This is a genomic window from Pseudomonas sp. UBA3149, from assembly GCF_002364655.1.
Classification (GTDB): domain Bacteria; phylum Pseudomonadota; class Gammaproteobacteria; order Pseudomonadales; family Pseudomonadaceae; genus Chryseomonas; species Chryseomonas luteola.
The window spans coordinates 92,182-105,329 of the sequence record NZ_DEYV01000026.1 but is presented as its reverse complement, the minus strand read 5'-3'; the positions used below and the strand labels follow the sequence as shown (position 1 = coordinate 105,329).

Genomic DNA, 13,148 nt, shown 5'->3' with positions numbered 1-13,148 from the left:
GTTATGCCATGTACCTACTACGTCAACGACGAACGGCAGTGGTTCAACCGCTCGCTCAGCGACCTCCAGAAATGTCGAGTATCGCACCGCTGGCATAAGAGGCCTCATCCGACAGCAACCAGATGATTCCGGCGGCAATCTCTTGCGGCTCACCTGCCCGGCCCATGGGCGTCGTGACACCAAGCCGCAAACCGCGGTCAGGATCGCCGCCACTGGCATGAATCTCGGTCAGGGTCAGACCAGGACGTACCGCGTTGACGCGCACGCCCTGCGATCCCAGCTCTTTGGAAAGCCCTAGCGTCATGGTGTCGATTGCGCCCTTGGATGCAGCATAATCGACGTATTCATTGGGTGAACCCAGCCGCGAGGCAACCGAAGACACATTTACGATCACCCCGCCTCGGCCGCCTCGCTCGGTAGACATGCGCCGTGCAGCCTCACGCGCGCACAGGAAGGCGCCCAGGATGTTCACCTCGAACATGCGCCGCATACGGTCGATGGGCATATCGGCAAGCTGCAGGGACTGCGCCGTGATACCGGCGTTGTTGACCAACCCGTCCAGCCCGCCAAACTTGTGTTGAATGGTATCGAACATGGCCAGAACGTCCGCCTCGACGGACACATCGCCACGAATGGCAATCGCCTCGCCACCAGCCTGCTCTACCAGCGCCACACATTCATTAGCCGCCGTCTCGTCAGCCGTGTAGTTCACACCCACACGCCAGCCGCGTGCACCGGCCAGTCGCGCTGCTTCACGACCGATACCCCGGCTGGCGCCGGTAATCAGAATAATCTTGCTCATGGAGGCCTCTCTTATTCGGAAAGTCCGCTCAGCTTAGGCAGGAATTGGTGAGGGTGCGAGCGGCAAGGCGAATAGGACAGGTGCTGTTACATATCGCGAATGACCTTGAGCCCCTCGTGATCGGTGTGCGGGGAGCCAAACAGGTCGGCATAGCGCATTGTCGCGTTGGCATGCTCGCGCATGAGAGCTTCTGCACGCGCGCCCTGTCTGTTTACCAGGGCATCGACGATGGCATGGTGCTGCATGTGCGCAAAGTTGAAGCGCCGATATTCTCGGGCCATGTCGTTGCGATCCACTGCCAGCGAGCTGACCGAGGCAAACGGCAAGTGATCGTTACGCGCCAAGGCATGACTGATCGCAGGATTACCGCTGGCCTCAATAATGACCTGATGAAAGCGCCGGTTGAAATCATGGTAAACCTCCATGTCTTCCTCGGTGACATAACCTTTGGCAAACAGGACATCTCCCGTGGCAAGGCACTGCTGCAAGGCTTCCTGAGTCGTTGGATCCAAACCGCGTTCTGCCGCCTGTCGCGCCGCCAGCCCCTCCAATACACCCCGGACTTCCACCGCACCTGCAATCTCTTCGCCAGTCACCGTCCGCACGGTATAACCACGGCCTTCGTTCTTGGACAGCAATCCTTCCTGCTCCAGCGTCCGAAAGGCCATACGCACCGGCATGCGCGAAACCCCCAGCCGCTCGGCGGTAGGAATTTCCACCAGCCGCTCACCGGCCGGTAATTCACCGGACACGATCATTTTCCGTAATGTGACCAACACCCGTTGTCCTGGCTTGCTCATGAGGTCCTCTCGGCGCTGTAATCAATTCATCTTAGCGCAGGCAGCTTCCGGCTGGGCACGACACCTGCGGCAGCTATCGTCAGGGAGCAACCCGGCGTTCGTCGAACCCAATGGCCGTTAATCGCACCAAAAATGGATCCAATAGTGACTTATAGATTGACTCAGGATCTGTATAGCGCGAAGTATTGGATCCAATAAAAACAAAACAGCCCTGCGAGGAGCCCACCATGTTCCCGAAAAATACGTGGTATGTAGCCTGTACGCCTGACGAGATCGCCGATAAACCGCTCGGCCGTCAGATTTGTGGTGAAAAGATCGTTTTCTACCGTGGTCCGGAAGGCAAGGTCGCGGCCCTGGAGGATTTCTGCCCTCACCGTGGCGCCCCCCTCTCGCTGGGCTTTGTACGTGACGGCGCCCTTGTATGCGGCTATCACGGCCTGGAGATGGGCTGCGATGGCAAGACCGTTGCCATGCCAGGCCAACGCGTTCGTGGTTTCCCCTGTATCCGTCAATATCCGGTCGAAGAGCGCTACGGCTTCATCTGGGTCTGGACCGGCGAGGCCGAAAAAGCCGATCCTGCCCTGATTCATCATCTGGAATGGGCCGACAACCCCGAGTGGGCATATGGCGGCGGCCTGTATCACATCAACTGTGACTATCGCTTGATGATCGACAACCTCATGGACCTGACCCATGAGACCTATGTCCATGCCAGCAGCATCGGGCAGAAGGAGATCGATGAAGCCGCACCCATCACGAAAGTGGAAGGCGATACCGTCATCACTAGCCGCCATATGGAAAACATCATGGCCCCGCCCTTCTGGCGCATGGCCTTGCGCGGCAACAACCTGGCGGATGACGTCCCCGTGGATCGCTGGCAGATCTGCCGCTTCACGCCACCAAGCCATGTTCTGATTGAAGTGGGTGTGGCCCATGCCGGGCATGGCGGTTACGAGGCCGATCCCAAATACAAGGCCTCCAGCATTGTGGTCGACTTCATTACACCGGAGACCGAGACCTCTATCTGGTACTTCTGGGGCATGGCGCGCAATTTCAGACCTGAAGACGAGGCGCTGACGGCGACCATCCGTGAAGGCCAGGGCAAGATCTTCTCCGAAGACCTGGAAATGCTGGAACGTCAGCAACAGAACCTGCTGGCCTATCCCGAACGGCAACTGCTGAAGCTGAACATCGACGCGGGCGGCGTACAGTCGCGCCGGATTCTGGATCGCCTCATCGAAAGCGAGCGTAGCGCAGCTGCCCCGCTGGGCATGATTGCTACCGCCTGATGCCCCTGGCGCCTCCTTCGTACAGAGGCGCCTGCTATTGAGGTGGCTTGCATGGCAGGCCACTCAGCCGAGGACTTTATCGTGATCGACGTTCTGATCGTTTCGAAGAAAACCGAAGCCACGGACATCTGCAGCCTCGAGCTGGCCAGTGTCGATGGCTCACCCTTGCCGGAATTCAGTGCCGGCTCGCATATCGATGTGCACTTGCCGGATGGCATCGTTCGGCAATATTCGCTCTGCAACCCGCCAAGCGAGCGCCATCGCTATCAGATTGCCGTTCTCAAGGACCCCGCCTCCCGTGGCGGCTCGCTCGGTGTTCATCAGCTCAAGGAAGGTACACACCTCACTATCAGCGAGCCGCGCAATCTGTTTCCCCTGGCGCATGGCGCCAAACGCAGCCTGCTGTTTGCTGGCGGTATCGGCGTGACGCCCATTCTGTGCATGGCCGAGCGTCTGTCGAATATGGCCGCAGACTTCGAGATGCATTACTGCACCCGCTCCGCCGATCGCACGGCATTCGTCGAGCGAATCAGCACCTCACCGTTTGCCGGTCAGGTACATTTTCACCATGACGATGGCCCCGCGCAGCAGAAGCTGGACGCCACTCAAGTGCTGGGCCAGCCGGAGCCGGATGTACACGTGTACGTGTGCGGCCCGACAGGCTTCATGGAGTACGTTCTCAGCACAGCCAAAGCCAACGGTTGGCCGGAGGAGCAACTGCATCGTGAATATTTTGCGGCAGCACCCACCGATACCTCCAACGATGGCAGCTTCGACCTCAGGATTGCCAGCACCGGACAGACCCTGCATGTTCCCGCTGAACGTACCGCACTCGACGTTCTGCTGGAGGCGGGGTTCGACATTCCGATGTCCTGTGAGCAAGGTATCTGCGGCACCTGTCTGACCCGCGTGCTGGACGGTACGCCAGAACACCGGGACATGTTCATGACAGAGGATGAACAGGCCGCGAACGATCAATTCACGCCCTGTTGCTCACGCGCCAAGAGCGCTGTGCTGGTCCTGGATATCTGATAGGCCTGATGGACGCCCGTCAGGTCATCAGATCGCCATCAAAAGCTGTTCGTTAAGCGGCCACTCTTCTACGTCGAGAGGGCCGCGGTGTCGTATAAGTACTGCATCCGGTCTGCCTCGAATATCGCGATCAAGGCTTGAACGCTTCGAGCAGACTTTCAGTACTACAACAATAACAAGAGGCACCCCCATGCTCATGACACCGCTATCTCTGCTCTGTTATGCACGTCACTTGCGCGCCACCACTATTCGGGAGGCGGGCCATGCATAACGACCTTCGCCGGGCTGTCGATGAAGGCCGCATGAATGGTTTTCAATGGACCGCCATTATCATTTGTATCGCGTTAAACATGATCGACGGCTTCGACGTACTGGTCATGGCCTTTACCGCCGCGTCCGTTTCCGCTGAATGGAAGCTCTCTGGCGCTCAGCTGGGCGTACTGCTCAGCGCGGGACTGTTTGGCATGGCTGCGGGCTCGCTATTTATTGCTCCCTGGGCGGATCGCTTTGGCCGTCGCCCGCTCATTCTGGCGTGCGTAACCGTTGCAGGCCTTGGCATGTTGCTGTCTGCATTCAGTCAGTCAGCTACTCAGCTGGCTGTATTGCGGGCCATCACTGGGCTTGGCATTGGTGGCATCCTGGCCAGCAGTAATGTGATTGCCAGCGAGTACTCATCCAAGCGGTGGCGTGGGCTTGCAGTGACCCTGCAATCCACCGGCTATGCCCTCGGGGCCACCATTGGCGGGCTTATTGCCGTGGCATTGCTGTCTGCCTGGGGCTGGCGCTCGGTCTTCGTCTTTGGTGGTCTGGTGACGTTCGCTATCATTCCCTTCGTACTGTGGCGTCTGCCCGAATCGTTGGATTTTCTACTGGCCAAGCGCCCGGACAATGCCCTGGTGCGGGTCAATCGCCTGGCCCAGAAATTGGGCTATGCACCGCTTACCGAGTTGCCTCCGCAGCCCATGCGCGAAGCGCACAAGGGCAGCAGCTTCAAACAGCTATTTTCACCCGCGCTGCTACGCACCACCCTGTTGATCTGGGGCTCATTCTTCCTGACGATGTTCGGTTTCTACTTCATCATGAGCTGGACGCCCAAGCTGCTGGTGTCGGCCGGTCTTTCTGCACAGCAGGGCGTGACGGGTGGAGTATTGCTGAGCATTGGCGGCATCTTTGGTGCAGCCTTGATCGGTATGCTCGCTGCACGCTTTAAGATCAGCCACCTGCTGGCCGTTTTCATGGCCTGCACAGCCGTGCTGCTCAGCCTGTTCGTTTCCTCCACCTCCTCACTGACCACGGCCTTTACCCTGGGTCTGCTCATTGGCCTCTTCAGTAACGGCTGCATTGCCGGGTTGTATGCCTTGGCCTCCATGGCATATGACGCCTCGGTACGCGCAACGGGTATGGGCTGGGGTATTGGCATTGGCCGCTTCGGGGCTATTCTCTCGCCACTGGTGGCCGGTGGGCTGATTGACCTGCAATGGGGTCCGGCTCAGCTGTATCAGGGCTACGCCGTGGTGTTTGTACTGGCAGCGGCTACGGTGCTTCTGCTCAAACTGTCTGCCCCTGTTCGTACCGTGGGCGCACCTTCACAGGCTCATTGAGTGAGTAGACTAGAGGCCGCTCCGGCTGCCTCTAGTCTGATCCGATCACTCCGGTAGCGTGACCTTGACCGGCCCCGGATGCGCCTTGATGGTCTTGTAGGGAATCACCGTATCGCCTGGCTCATCGCAGCTTCTGGCTGCCCGGGCAAAAGTAGGCCCCAGGTAAATTCCACGAGGCTCGAAATACCACACCGAAAACTGCCAGACAGAAGGGTCCTGGTAATTGCATTCGTTCGGGTCGTCGTTCATCAGCTCGGGATACAGACGCTTGAACTGGTCAACCACCCACGGGGCAAACAACTGCTCGCGGTAGTTGGAGTACGCCTCCAGATTATCCATGCCCCGCTCGTAATGGATGGACGGCCCCTTACCCAGCCAGAACACATCTTCCAACTCTAGAATCTTGCCGGTGGCCAACTCCATGTTGAGCGGCGCATCACCAAAGTCTGGATGCGCACCGCCGCAGTCGTAGCTGGTGAACAGACTGACGCTCAGTACAGAGTCATTGATAAATACCGGTTTGACCGTCTGATCGAACTCTGTCTCACGATCACGTGCCCCGGACAGACATCCAAAATAGCTGTTCACCTCCTGCCACTGCCGATTCTGCAGCGTCCTGTTGGCAGCGCTAAGATCCATCGCTGTAGGGGATGAAACCAGCTGGAACAGGCGAATGCGGGAAACGGGCTCCACCCACCACTGCAAACCATACCCCATAAAGGTGTCCTGCCTGTCTTTCTTCAGGCTCAGCCCTTTCAGGCGCAGATACTCATAGGGTGATGTACGCCGCAGCTCGTCCAGAGCGGGTAAATCGTCAGGACGTGCCGGCGGCAGCGCTACAGGGGAAAGACTGATATCGAGCGTCTTGCCTTTGCTGGCCCAGCGGCCGGTCCAGCGACCATTGGCGCCCTGTTTGAGCGTCCACTGCATGGGCACGCTTTTCGTGCTGAAAAAAGGACGATTCTCACTCAGACGCAGGGTATGCTGCTTGTCCAACGCTCCGTCGAGCGCAATATCGGTGTGGTACTTCTGGTAGAAATAGCGCCCGGTCACCTCGTCGGGTTTAGCCAGATCCAGTTCAACCAGCACCTTGGCCTGCCCGACAGTGCCCTGCAGCAGCTCCGGCTCTGCCATGGCCGAACCGGCAGCCAGCAACAGTGCCACGCCACAGCACTGCAGCACAGAAACGATACCTCTCATGGACTCTTATCCTCGACCCTTTCTTGTACGAACCGACACAGCCTAATCGACCCATGTATCAGCCCATACTCTACGAGGAATAAGCGGCTCAGCACATCCCTACCATCGTTATCCGCAGGGAGCGGATGTCAGCAGGTCCTGATAACTCCGGTTGAAGTAGACCAGCCCATCTACATCGTCCTGGCGCTCGATAGCGACCACTTCGCACAGGAGTACGTCGTGAGTGCCTACGGTATTGATCGAAACGATTCGACAATCAAATGAGACTACCGCTCCTTCCAGCGCTGGCGAGCCGGTGATCAGGGTATTCCAGCACGCCGCGGCAAATCGATCCTGCATACCGGTTTTACCGCCAAACAGATTGGAGAGTGCCTTGTGCTCACTGCTCAGAGTATTCACGCACAAAGTGCCGTTGGCCTTGAAAATCGGATAGACCGAGGCTGAACGGTTCAGGCAGACCAGCAAGGTAGGCGGCTCGTCGGTCACGCTGCACACGGCTGTTGCCGTGAAGCCGGCACGGCCTTGGGGACCATCAGTCGTCACGATATTGACCGCCGCGCCCAGCCGGGCCATGGCATCGCGATAGTCCTGCTTGGGTACACGCAGAGGTTGTACGGGCGAAACGATATTCAGGTTGGCAAGTGACATGGCATAGCCTCACTGCAGGAGCGACGCTCCTGTCATCGGATTCAGGTCAGGTAGTCGAGCATTAAAGCGTTAAAGGTATCGGGGTCCGTCACGCTGGAGGCATGCCCGCCGTAGCTGAGCAGCTCGAACTGCGCATCGGGCAGGTGTTTGGCCAGATGCTCGGAACACACCCACGGCACTAGCAGATCGTCCTGGTTGGCGACGATCAGGGTGGGTGTTCTGATCTGCGCCAGCTGGGTATCCACATCGAATGCCTGCAATGCAGCGATACGTCGGCGCACATTCTCGCTATCGGGAAAATACGCCAGGGCATGGGCTTCGTCGGCCTCGAGGCGTTTAGTGTTTTGCAGCATCCAGTCGGCGGGATACAAAAACAGGGGCTGGGCCTGTATGTAGGCGGCCGGACCTGTATTGTTCAACAGCGCGAGTCGTACAGCAAAACAGCGGGCGCTGTGCGGATTAGGCTTGCTCCAGGCGTTGACCAGAATCTGGCTGATCAAGAGTTCGGGCCGCATCAAGCCGATCTGAAGCCCTACAAGACCGCCCAGGGCGTGCCCCATGAAATGGCAACGCGTGATACCCAGCGCATCGACCATATCCAGTACATCCTGCGCCATGGCCTCGATGGTATAGCCCTCAGGGATAACCGCCGGGCTCTTGCCTGTGCCGGTCTGGTCGTAAGTCACCACGCGGAAGTACTCGCCCAGCGCCGCGAGCTGCGGCGTCCAGAATGCCCCCGCACCGCCAAGACCGGATGACAGTACGATGGTATCAGCCTCGGCATCCTGCCGGCCATGGATCTCGTAGTGCATGCAAGGCTCCCCTGTATACCGTTGGATAACGCGCATGGGTTGTTTCATGAGGTGCGTGACGGGGAATCCCCTGGTAGCAGGTATCGCCTGACGGCTCGACCCAACCTACAGACTCATAAGATGGGTTGAGCGAAGCGATACCCACCACTTCACTTGCTCACTTACGCTCCCACATGGGCGATACTGGCGATCTCGATCAACGCATCCGGCTTTACCAGGCCGCACTGGATGCAATAACGCGCGGGCTTCTCGCCTGGAAAATACTCGGCGTACACCGCGTTGATCGCCCCGTAGTTCGCCCAGTCGGTGATCATGATCATGTTGAAGGTCACGTCATCCATCGTTCCGCCGGCCTCCTCCACGACCCCCTTGATGGTTTCCAGCACATGCCGCGCCTGTGCAGCGGCATCGCCTACGTGTACAACGTTGTTGTCCTTGTCAAACGGCAGGGTGCCGGAAACATACAGAACTCCATCAGCCAGTGAGCCTGGAACAAAGGGCGCAAGGGGTTTTCCGGTTCCGGCAGGAATTACGCTTTGCTTGGGCATGGTCAGTCCTTTTTGAACGCTGCGTGAAAGTCGGCAACCGTCGAAACCCAACCAAAAAAGGTCTCGATATTGAACAATGCTGCGTCATGTGCCGAACGCGGCCCGGCCTGATGGCAGGCATCACCCAGGCAGACGCCAAAGTATTCGAGAAAGAACCCGTCTCGCAGCGTGGACTCCACGCAGACATTGGTGGCGATCCCTACGAACACGAGGTTACGAATGCCGCGGGCACGCAGGAGGCTATCGAGAGGCGTATTGTAGAAACCGCTGTAGCGGGTTTTGGGTACGACCAGATCCCCCTCCCGCGGCTGAAGCTGATCCACCAGCGCATAATCCCAACCGCCTTTGGCAAGCAGCTTGCCTTGCAAGTCCGGGCGTTTACGCATGGTCTTGAGCGCGTTGGACTTGTGCCAGTTGGGCGAACCAGGTCCACCGGCTTCCTGATAGGCCGGGTCCCAGCCATTCTGAAACCAGACAACCTGGATACCGGTCGCACGCGCGGTTTCCACCACCCCGGCAATGTTTTCGATTACCGGGCCGGTTGCGTCTACATCAAAGCCAGCAAGGTCCAGATAGCCGCCCTTGCTTGCATAGGCGTTCTGCATATCGACGACTATGACTGCCGTCTCGCTGGCCTTCAGCCACAGGGGCTCAGGGCGTGCAGGTAGCGTGACCGCGTCCTGGCTGCCTGTCGGCACGGCATACCCTGCCACGGATTCAAGCGCGTTCATCAGGCACTCTCCTGCAGCCGAGTGACATGGCGGCGGCTTTGCATCAAGGGCTGGATTTTTTCACCAAATTCGGTGACGCCCTGCATGAAGTCGTCAAAGGTCAGCAATACGCCACTGGCCCCGGGTACCTCGGCGATCTCATCCAGCATGCGGGCCACGTTGGCGTAGGAGCCCACTAGCGTACCCATGTTGATGTTGACCGCGGACGTCGGGTCCGACATCTGTCGTACATTCGTATCGCCGCCTGACTTGGTATCAGCTGCCGCCTGGGCCCCCAGCCATTTGATGGCCTCTTCGTCGGCGCCGGCCTTGTAGTGTTCCCACTTGGCACGTGCCGCTTCATCGGTTTCGCCGGCAATCACCATGAACAGCACGATGGAGCTTACGTCGCGGCCTGTCTTGGCGGTGGCAGCCATAAGACGCTCGGAGGTCGGCGCAAAAGCCTTGGGCGTGTTCACACCTTTGCCAAAGACAAAATTGTAATCGGCGTACCGTGCCGAGAACGCCATGCCGGCGTCGCTGGAGCCAGCACACACGATCTGCATATCAGCTTGCGGTTGCGGGCTGACACGGCAGTCTTCCATCTGGAAATGTTCGCCCTTGAAGTCGGAGCGACCGGTTCCCCACAAGTCTCGCAGGATCTGGGCGTACTCACCCAGGTAGTTGTAGCGGGTAGCAAAAAACTCATCGCCCGGCCAGAGGCCCATCTGGCTGTATTCAGGCTTTTGCCAACCGGTCACAAGGTTCACGCCGAAGCGGCCACCGGAAATAGAGTCAATGGTAGAGGCCATCCGCGCCACGATGGCAGGCGGCAGGGTCAATGTAGCGGCAGTAGCAAACAGCCTGATGCGGGAGGTAACGGCGGCAAGGCCTGCCATCAAGGTGAAGGATTCCAGGTTGTGATCCCAGAACTCGGTCTTGCCACCAAAACCACGCAACTTGATCATCGACAGGGCAAAGTCGAAGCCATAGTGCTCGGCGCGCTGCACAATGTTCTTATTCAGCTCGAAGGTAGGTTTGTACTGCGGTGCGTTCTCGGAGAGGAGCCAGCCGTTGTTGCCGATCGGGATGAATACGCCAATGTCTAGAGTCATGCTCAGCCTCGGATTCGCTCGTGGGTCGAAGTGATTTCCCGCCCGTACCGCAAGCCAGGAATACCAGGGACAGAGCACAAACTCTGCCAGCTTTAGGTTTCTGCTGGGCAAACAAGGAGTTAGGTCAAAACCTGCTTCTTAGCGTGGACCATTTGGTCCAAACAAGAGCACCTGGTTTGTGCAGCCCGCACGATGATGGGGCGAAAACCGCAGGCGACCTGCTACTCTGGCGAGCATGAGATTCGACTGACGGTACTCACTCAAGGCCGCTCGCGGTAAAGTGCAGTTCGTGCTGTAGAGGCAGGAGTCGTTGTGAGTCAGGACCGTTCATCCACACCCAGCAAGCCCACTCGCAAGCCCAGTGCTGCGACACTGGAGCGCCGCCAACGGCAGATCGAGGAAAAGCGCGGCATCATCCTTGAGGCAGCGCTGGACTTGTTTTCCCGGTACGGCCTGCATGGCACCAGTCTTGACCAGATAGCCGCCCAGGCAGAGGTTTCCAAGACCAATCTGCTGTACTACTTTGGCAGCAAGGAAGACCTCTACCTCAACGTGCTACGCCAGCTGTTGGTGATCTGGCTGGCCCCCTTGAAAACCTTTAGCACAGAGCAGGACCCGATCGACGCCATCAAGGGCTACATCAGGCACAAGCTGGAAATCTCTCGTGACTACCCAGCCGAATCCCGCCTGTTCTGCATGGAAATCCTGCAAGGCGCGCCGCTGCTCCTGAGCGAACTGGAAGTGCCCCTGCGGGAGACGGTCGAGGCCAAAGCTGCAGTAATCCGCGCCTGGATCGACACCGGTCAACTGGCTCCGGTCGACCCGCATCACCTGATCTTTACGCTCTGGGCAACCACCCAGCACTACGCCGACTTTCGTGTCCAAGTTCAGGCCATCCTGGGCAAGACCCTCGATGACCCTGTGTTTTTCGAAGAGGTGCTGAGCAGTGTACAGGCACTGATTCTGGACGGTTTGAAGCCCCGTTAGCCTGAAATGCAAAAGCCCGGTCAATGCCGGGCTTTCTATCGGTCTTTCGACATTCAGTCGTCGATCGTGAGCGTGCCCTTCATGATGGCCGCATGACCGGGGAAGGAGCAGAAATATTCATAGTCCTCTCCCTTCTTCAATTTGGAGGTATCAAACGTCACGGACGTCTTTTCGCCACCCCCAATCACCTTGGTATGGGCGATCACGCGGGAATCGTTTTCCTTGAGGTAATCCTTGTCCATGCCAGCCGCGATACCGTCAGTGGCAACACCCTGGACATCATCCTTTGTGGTCAAGACCCAGTTATGCCCCATCACATTCTTGGGAAGCGTGCCGGGATGGATCAGGTTGACCGTGAATTGCTTGCAGTCCTCATTGACCCTGATCTTGTCCGTGCTGAAGGTCATCTGATCAGTTCCCTGAATATCGACCGAGCACTGGTCGGCTGCCCATACGGATGAGCTGGCCAGAGCAAGCAGAGAGACAGCGAAAAGCGAACGTTTCATGAAATCTCCTAACGCATGTATTCACTTAGTGAAGACTGGCATGTTTGAAAGCGAGTTCCAATCGCTAAAACGTCTGGAACATGGTTTGCAACGAAACGGCTATGGCTGCCATCGAAACTTTTGAGCGGCAAGGCCAGCCTGATATTGAGAGGATGCCCCTGTCACTTGCCGTCTTGAGGAGTACCCACCATGAAATTCCCGGACTACATCAACCAGCTTTTCATCGCCTACGCTCTGGGTGCCAGCGGCACCTGTCCTGAACAGGTCTCTGCCTGATGCTCCCTCCAGCCTGAAGTAATCGGCACGCGCGCACCCGCGATCAGCCGATTGCTTCATGGCCACCTCTCCCGCATGCACTACGGCACTGATCATGACAAGGCTTGGTTAACCTTGGCGTGAGGATTACGCTTACGCCTCCTACCAGCCAAGGATCAGCAATGTCGTTGAAAGCCGTTTGTGTATTTTGTGGCGCCAAGACAGGCGCCGACCCAATCTACCGTGAAGCTGCCGAAGCCTTGGGTCGCGCCCTGGCCAAGCGCGGTCTTACGCTCGTCTATGGTGGCGGTGCCGTGGGCCTGATGGGCATCGTGGCCGACGCGACCCTCGCAGCCGGAGGCGAGGTGATAGGCATCATCCCCAAAAGCCTCCAGGATGCCGAAGTCGGCCACAAGGGACTGACCCGTCTTGAAGTAGTCGATGGCATGCATGCCCGTAAGGCACGGATGTCAGAACTGGCCGATGCGTTTGTAGCTCTGCCGGGGGGATTGGGCACACTGGAAGAGCTATTTGAAGTCTGGACCTGGGGTCAGCTCGGCTATCACGCAAAGCCGCTGGGCCTTCTGGAAGTAAATAACTTCTACGCGCCCCTTGCACAGTTCCTGGATCATGCAGTAAGTCAGGGCTTCGTGGCCGGCCCTCATCGCGAGATGCTTCAGGTGAGCCAGTCGCCGGATGAACTGCTCAATGCGCTTGAACAATGGACGCCCACCGTAGCGCCTCGCTGGCACGCCAACGCGCCCAAGTAGATCACTTCAGTCGATAAAGCGAGGCGTATGGCCTCGTTTTATCGTTTCAGCACCATTCATCTCTTTTGGTGAA

General features: G+C 58.1%; 15 protein-coding genes. 5 read left to right on the top strand and 10 right to left on the bottom strand.

All coding sequences use genetic code 11. The features are described 5' to 3' along the window. Window positions 1–55: 55 nt before the first annotated feature. Together B3729_RS15060 and B3729_RS15055 are read right to left on the bottom strand one after the other, a co-directional pair. Window positions 56–802 carry an SDR family oxidoreductase gene (locus tag B3729_RS15060; protein ID WP_239382029.1) on the bottom strand — a complete coding sequence of 249 codons (747 nt, stop codon included), beginning with the start codon at window positions 800–802 and terminating at the stop codon, window positions 56–58. 86 nt (window positions 803–888) lie between these two features. Next, window positions 889–1,602 carry a GntR family transcriptional regulator gene (locus tag B3729_RS15055; RefSeq protein WP_074823272.1) on the bottom strand — a complete coding sequence of 238 codons (714 nt, stop codon included), beginning with the start codon at window positions 1,600–1,602 and terminating at the stop codon, window positions 889–891. A 227-nt stretch (window positions 1,603–1,829) separates the two neighbouring features. Between B3729_RS15055 and B3729_RS15050 the strand changes: the two genes are divergently transcribed. The 3 genes from B3729_RS15050 to B3729_RS15040 all read left to right on the top strand — a co-directional run bounded on the left by B3729_RS15050 (window position 1,830) and on the right by B3729_RS15040 (window position 5,524). After that, window positions 1,830–2,891 carry an aromatic ring-hydroxylating oxygenase subunit alpha gene (locus B3729_RS15050; protein ID WP_010796952.1) on the top strand — a complete coding sequence of 354 codons (1,062 nt, stop codon included), beginning with the start codon at window positions 1,830–1,832 and terminating at the stop codon, window positions 2,889–2,891. A gap of 81 nt (window positions 2,892–2,972) precedes the next feature. After that, on the top strand, window positions 2,973–3,923 hold the full coding sequence (locus B3729_RS15045; RefSeq protein ID WP_037030731.1) for a PDR/VanB family oxidoreductase: 951 nt from the start codon (window positions 2,973–2,975) through the stop codon (window positions 3,921–3,923). A 263-nt stretch (window positions 3,924–4,186) separates the two neighbouring features. Next, a complete protein-coding gene (locus tag B3729_RS15040; protein WP_286788281.1) occupies window positions 4,187–5,524 on the top strand; it encodes an MFS transporter in 1,338 nt (445 codons plus the stop codon). Window positions 5,525–5,569: 45 nt separating this feature from the next. On the opposite strand, the gene B3729_RS15035 is transcribed toward B3729_RS15040, so the two are convergent. From B3729_RS15035 to rutA, 6 genes are all read right to left on the bottom strand, one after another. Next, a complete protein-coding gene (locus B3729_RS15035) occupies window positions 5,570–6,724 on the bottom strand; it encodes a hypothetical protein (RefSeq protein WP_286788280.1) in 1,155 nt (384 codons plus the stop codon). Window positions 6,725–6,832: 108 nt separating this feature from the next. Continuing rightward, the gene (gene rutF / locus B3729_RS15030) at window positions 6,833–7,372 is read right to left on the bottom strand and encodes an NADH-dependent FMN reductase RutF (RefSeq protein ID WP_286788279.1); all 540 of its coding nucleotides are present in this window, start codon (window positions 7,370–7,372) and stop codon (window positions 6,833–6,835) included. A 41-nt stretch (window positions 7,373–7,413) separates the two neighbouring features. Continuing rightward, entirely contained in the window at window positions 7,414–8,184 is a 771-nt protein-coding gene (rutD, locus tag B3729_RS15025) for a pyrimidine utilization protein D (RefSeq protein ID WP_286788278.1), read from the bottom strand. A 161-nt stretch (window positions 8,185–8,345) separates the two neighbouring features. Further along, the gene (gene rutC, locus B3729_RS15020; RefSeq protein ID WP_286788277.1) at window positions 8,346–8,732 is read right to left on the bottom strand and encodes a pyrimidine utilization protein C; all 387 of its coding nucleotides are present in this window, start codon (window positions 8,730–8,732) and stop codon (window positions 8,346–8,348) included. Window positions 8,733–8,734: 2 nt separating this feature from the next. Further along, complete coding sequence (gene rutB / locus B3729_RS15015; protein ID WP_286788276.1) at window positions 8,735–9,463, bottom strand: pyrimidine utilization protein B; 729 nt, start codon at window positions 9,461–9,463, stop codon at window positions 8,735–8,737. Next, window positions 9,463–10,557 carry a pyrimidine utilization protein A gene (rutA, locus tag B3729_RS15010; protein ID WP_286788275.1) on the bottom strand — a complete coding sequence of 365 codons (1,095 nt, stop codon included), beginning with the start codon at window positions 10,555–10,557 and terminating at the stop codon, window positions 9,463–9,465. Before rutA ends, rutB begins: the two co-directional genes overlap by 1 nt. Before the next feature lie 312 nt (window positions 10,558–10,869). Between rutA and rutR the strand changes: the two genes are divergently transcribed. Continuing rightward, window positions 10,870–11,544 carry an HTH-type transcriptional regulator RutR gene (rutR, locus tag B3729_RS15005; protein ID WP_286788274.1) on the top strand — a complete coding sequence of 225 codons (675 nt, stop codon included), beginning with the start codon at window positions 10,870–10,872 and terminating at the stop codon, window positions 11,542–11,544. A gap of 53 nt (window positions 11,545–11,597) precedes the next feature. On the opposite strand, the gene azu is transcribed toward rutR, so the two are convergent. After that, a complete protein-coding gene (azu, locus tag B3729_RS15000; protein WP_286788273.1) occupies window positions 11,598–12,050 on the bottom strand; it encodes an azurin in 453 nt (150 codons plus the stop codon). 99 nt (window positions 12,051–12,149) lie between these two features. Beyond that, window positions 12,150–12,386: a hypothetical protein gene (locus B3729_RS14995; protein WP_125887308.1), complete on the bottom strand. Its 237-nt coding sequence runs from the start codon at window positions 12,384–12,386 to the stop codon at window positions 12,150–12,152. A gap of 101 nt (window positions 12,387–12,487) precedes the next feature. Between B3729_RS14995 and B3729_RS14990 the strand changes: the two genes are divergently transcribed. Further along, complete coding sequence (locus B3729_RS14990) at window positions 12,488–13,075, top strand: TIGR00730 family Rossman fold protein (protein ID WP_074823298.1); 588 nt, start codon at window positions 12,488–12,490, stop codon at window positions 13,073–13,075. The last annotated feature ends 73 nt before the right edge of the window (window positions 13,076–13,148 follow it).

Bases quoted from the DNA above. Each gene is read 5' to 3' on its own strand.
- azu (WP_286788273.1), bottom strand. From the start codon at position 12,050: ATGAAACGTTCGCTTTTCGCTGTCTCTCTGCTTGCTCTGGCCAGCTCA.
- B3729_RS15055 (WP_074823272.1), bottom strand. From the start codon at position 1,602: ATGAGCAAGCCAGGACAACGGGTGTTGGTCACATTACGGAAAATGATC.
- B3729_RS15040 (WP_286788281.1), top strand. From the start codon at position 4,187: ATGCATAACGACCTTCGCCGGGCTGTCGATGAAGGCCGCATGAATGGT.
- B3729_RS15035 (WP_286788280.1), bottom strand. From the start codon at position 6,724: ATGAGAGGTATCGTTTCTGTGCTGCAGTGCTGTGGCGTGGCACTGTTG.
- B3729_RS15050 (WP_010796952.1), top strand. From the start codon at position 1,830: ATGTTCCCGAAAAATACGTGGTATGTAGCCTGTACGCCTGACGAGATC.
- rutF (WP_286788279.1), bottom strand. From the start codon at position 7,372: ATGTCACTTGCCAACCTGAATATCGTTTCGCCCGTACAACCTCTGCGT.
- rutC (WP_286788277.1), bottom strand. From the start codon at position 8,732: ATGCCCAAGCAAAGCGTAATTCCTGCCGGAACCGGAAAACCCCTTGCG.
- rutA (WP_286788275.1), bottom strand. From the start codon at position 10,557: ATGACTCTAGACATTGGCGTATTCATCCCGATCGGCAACAACGGCTGG.
- B3729_RS14990 (WP_074823298.1), top strand. From the start codon at position 12,488: ATGTCGTTGAAAGCCGTTTGTGTATTTTGTGGCGCCAAGACAGGCGCC.
- B3729_RS14995 (WP_125887308.1), bottom strand. From the start codon at position 12,386: ATGAAGCAATCGGCTGATCGCGGGTGCGCGCGTGCCGATTACTTCAGG.
- rutB (WP_286788276.1), bottom strand. From the start codon at position 9,463: ATGAACGCGCTTGAATCCGTGGCAGGGTATGCCGTGCCGACAGGCAGC.
- rutD (WP_286788278.1), bottom strand. From the start codon at position 8,184: ATGCACTACGAGATCCATGGCCGGCAGGATGCCGAGGCTGATACCATC.
- B3729_RS15060 (WP_239382029.1), bottom strand. From the start codon at position 802: ATGAGCAAGATTATTCTGATTACCGGCGCCAGCCGGGGTATCGGTCGT.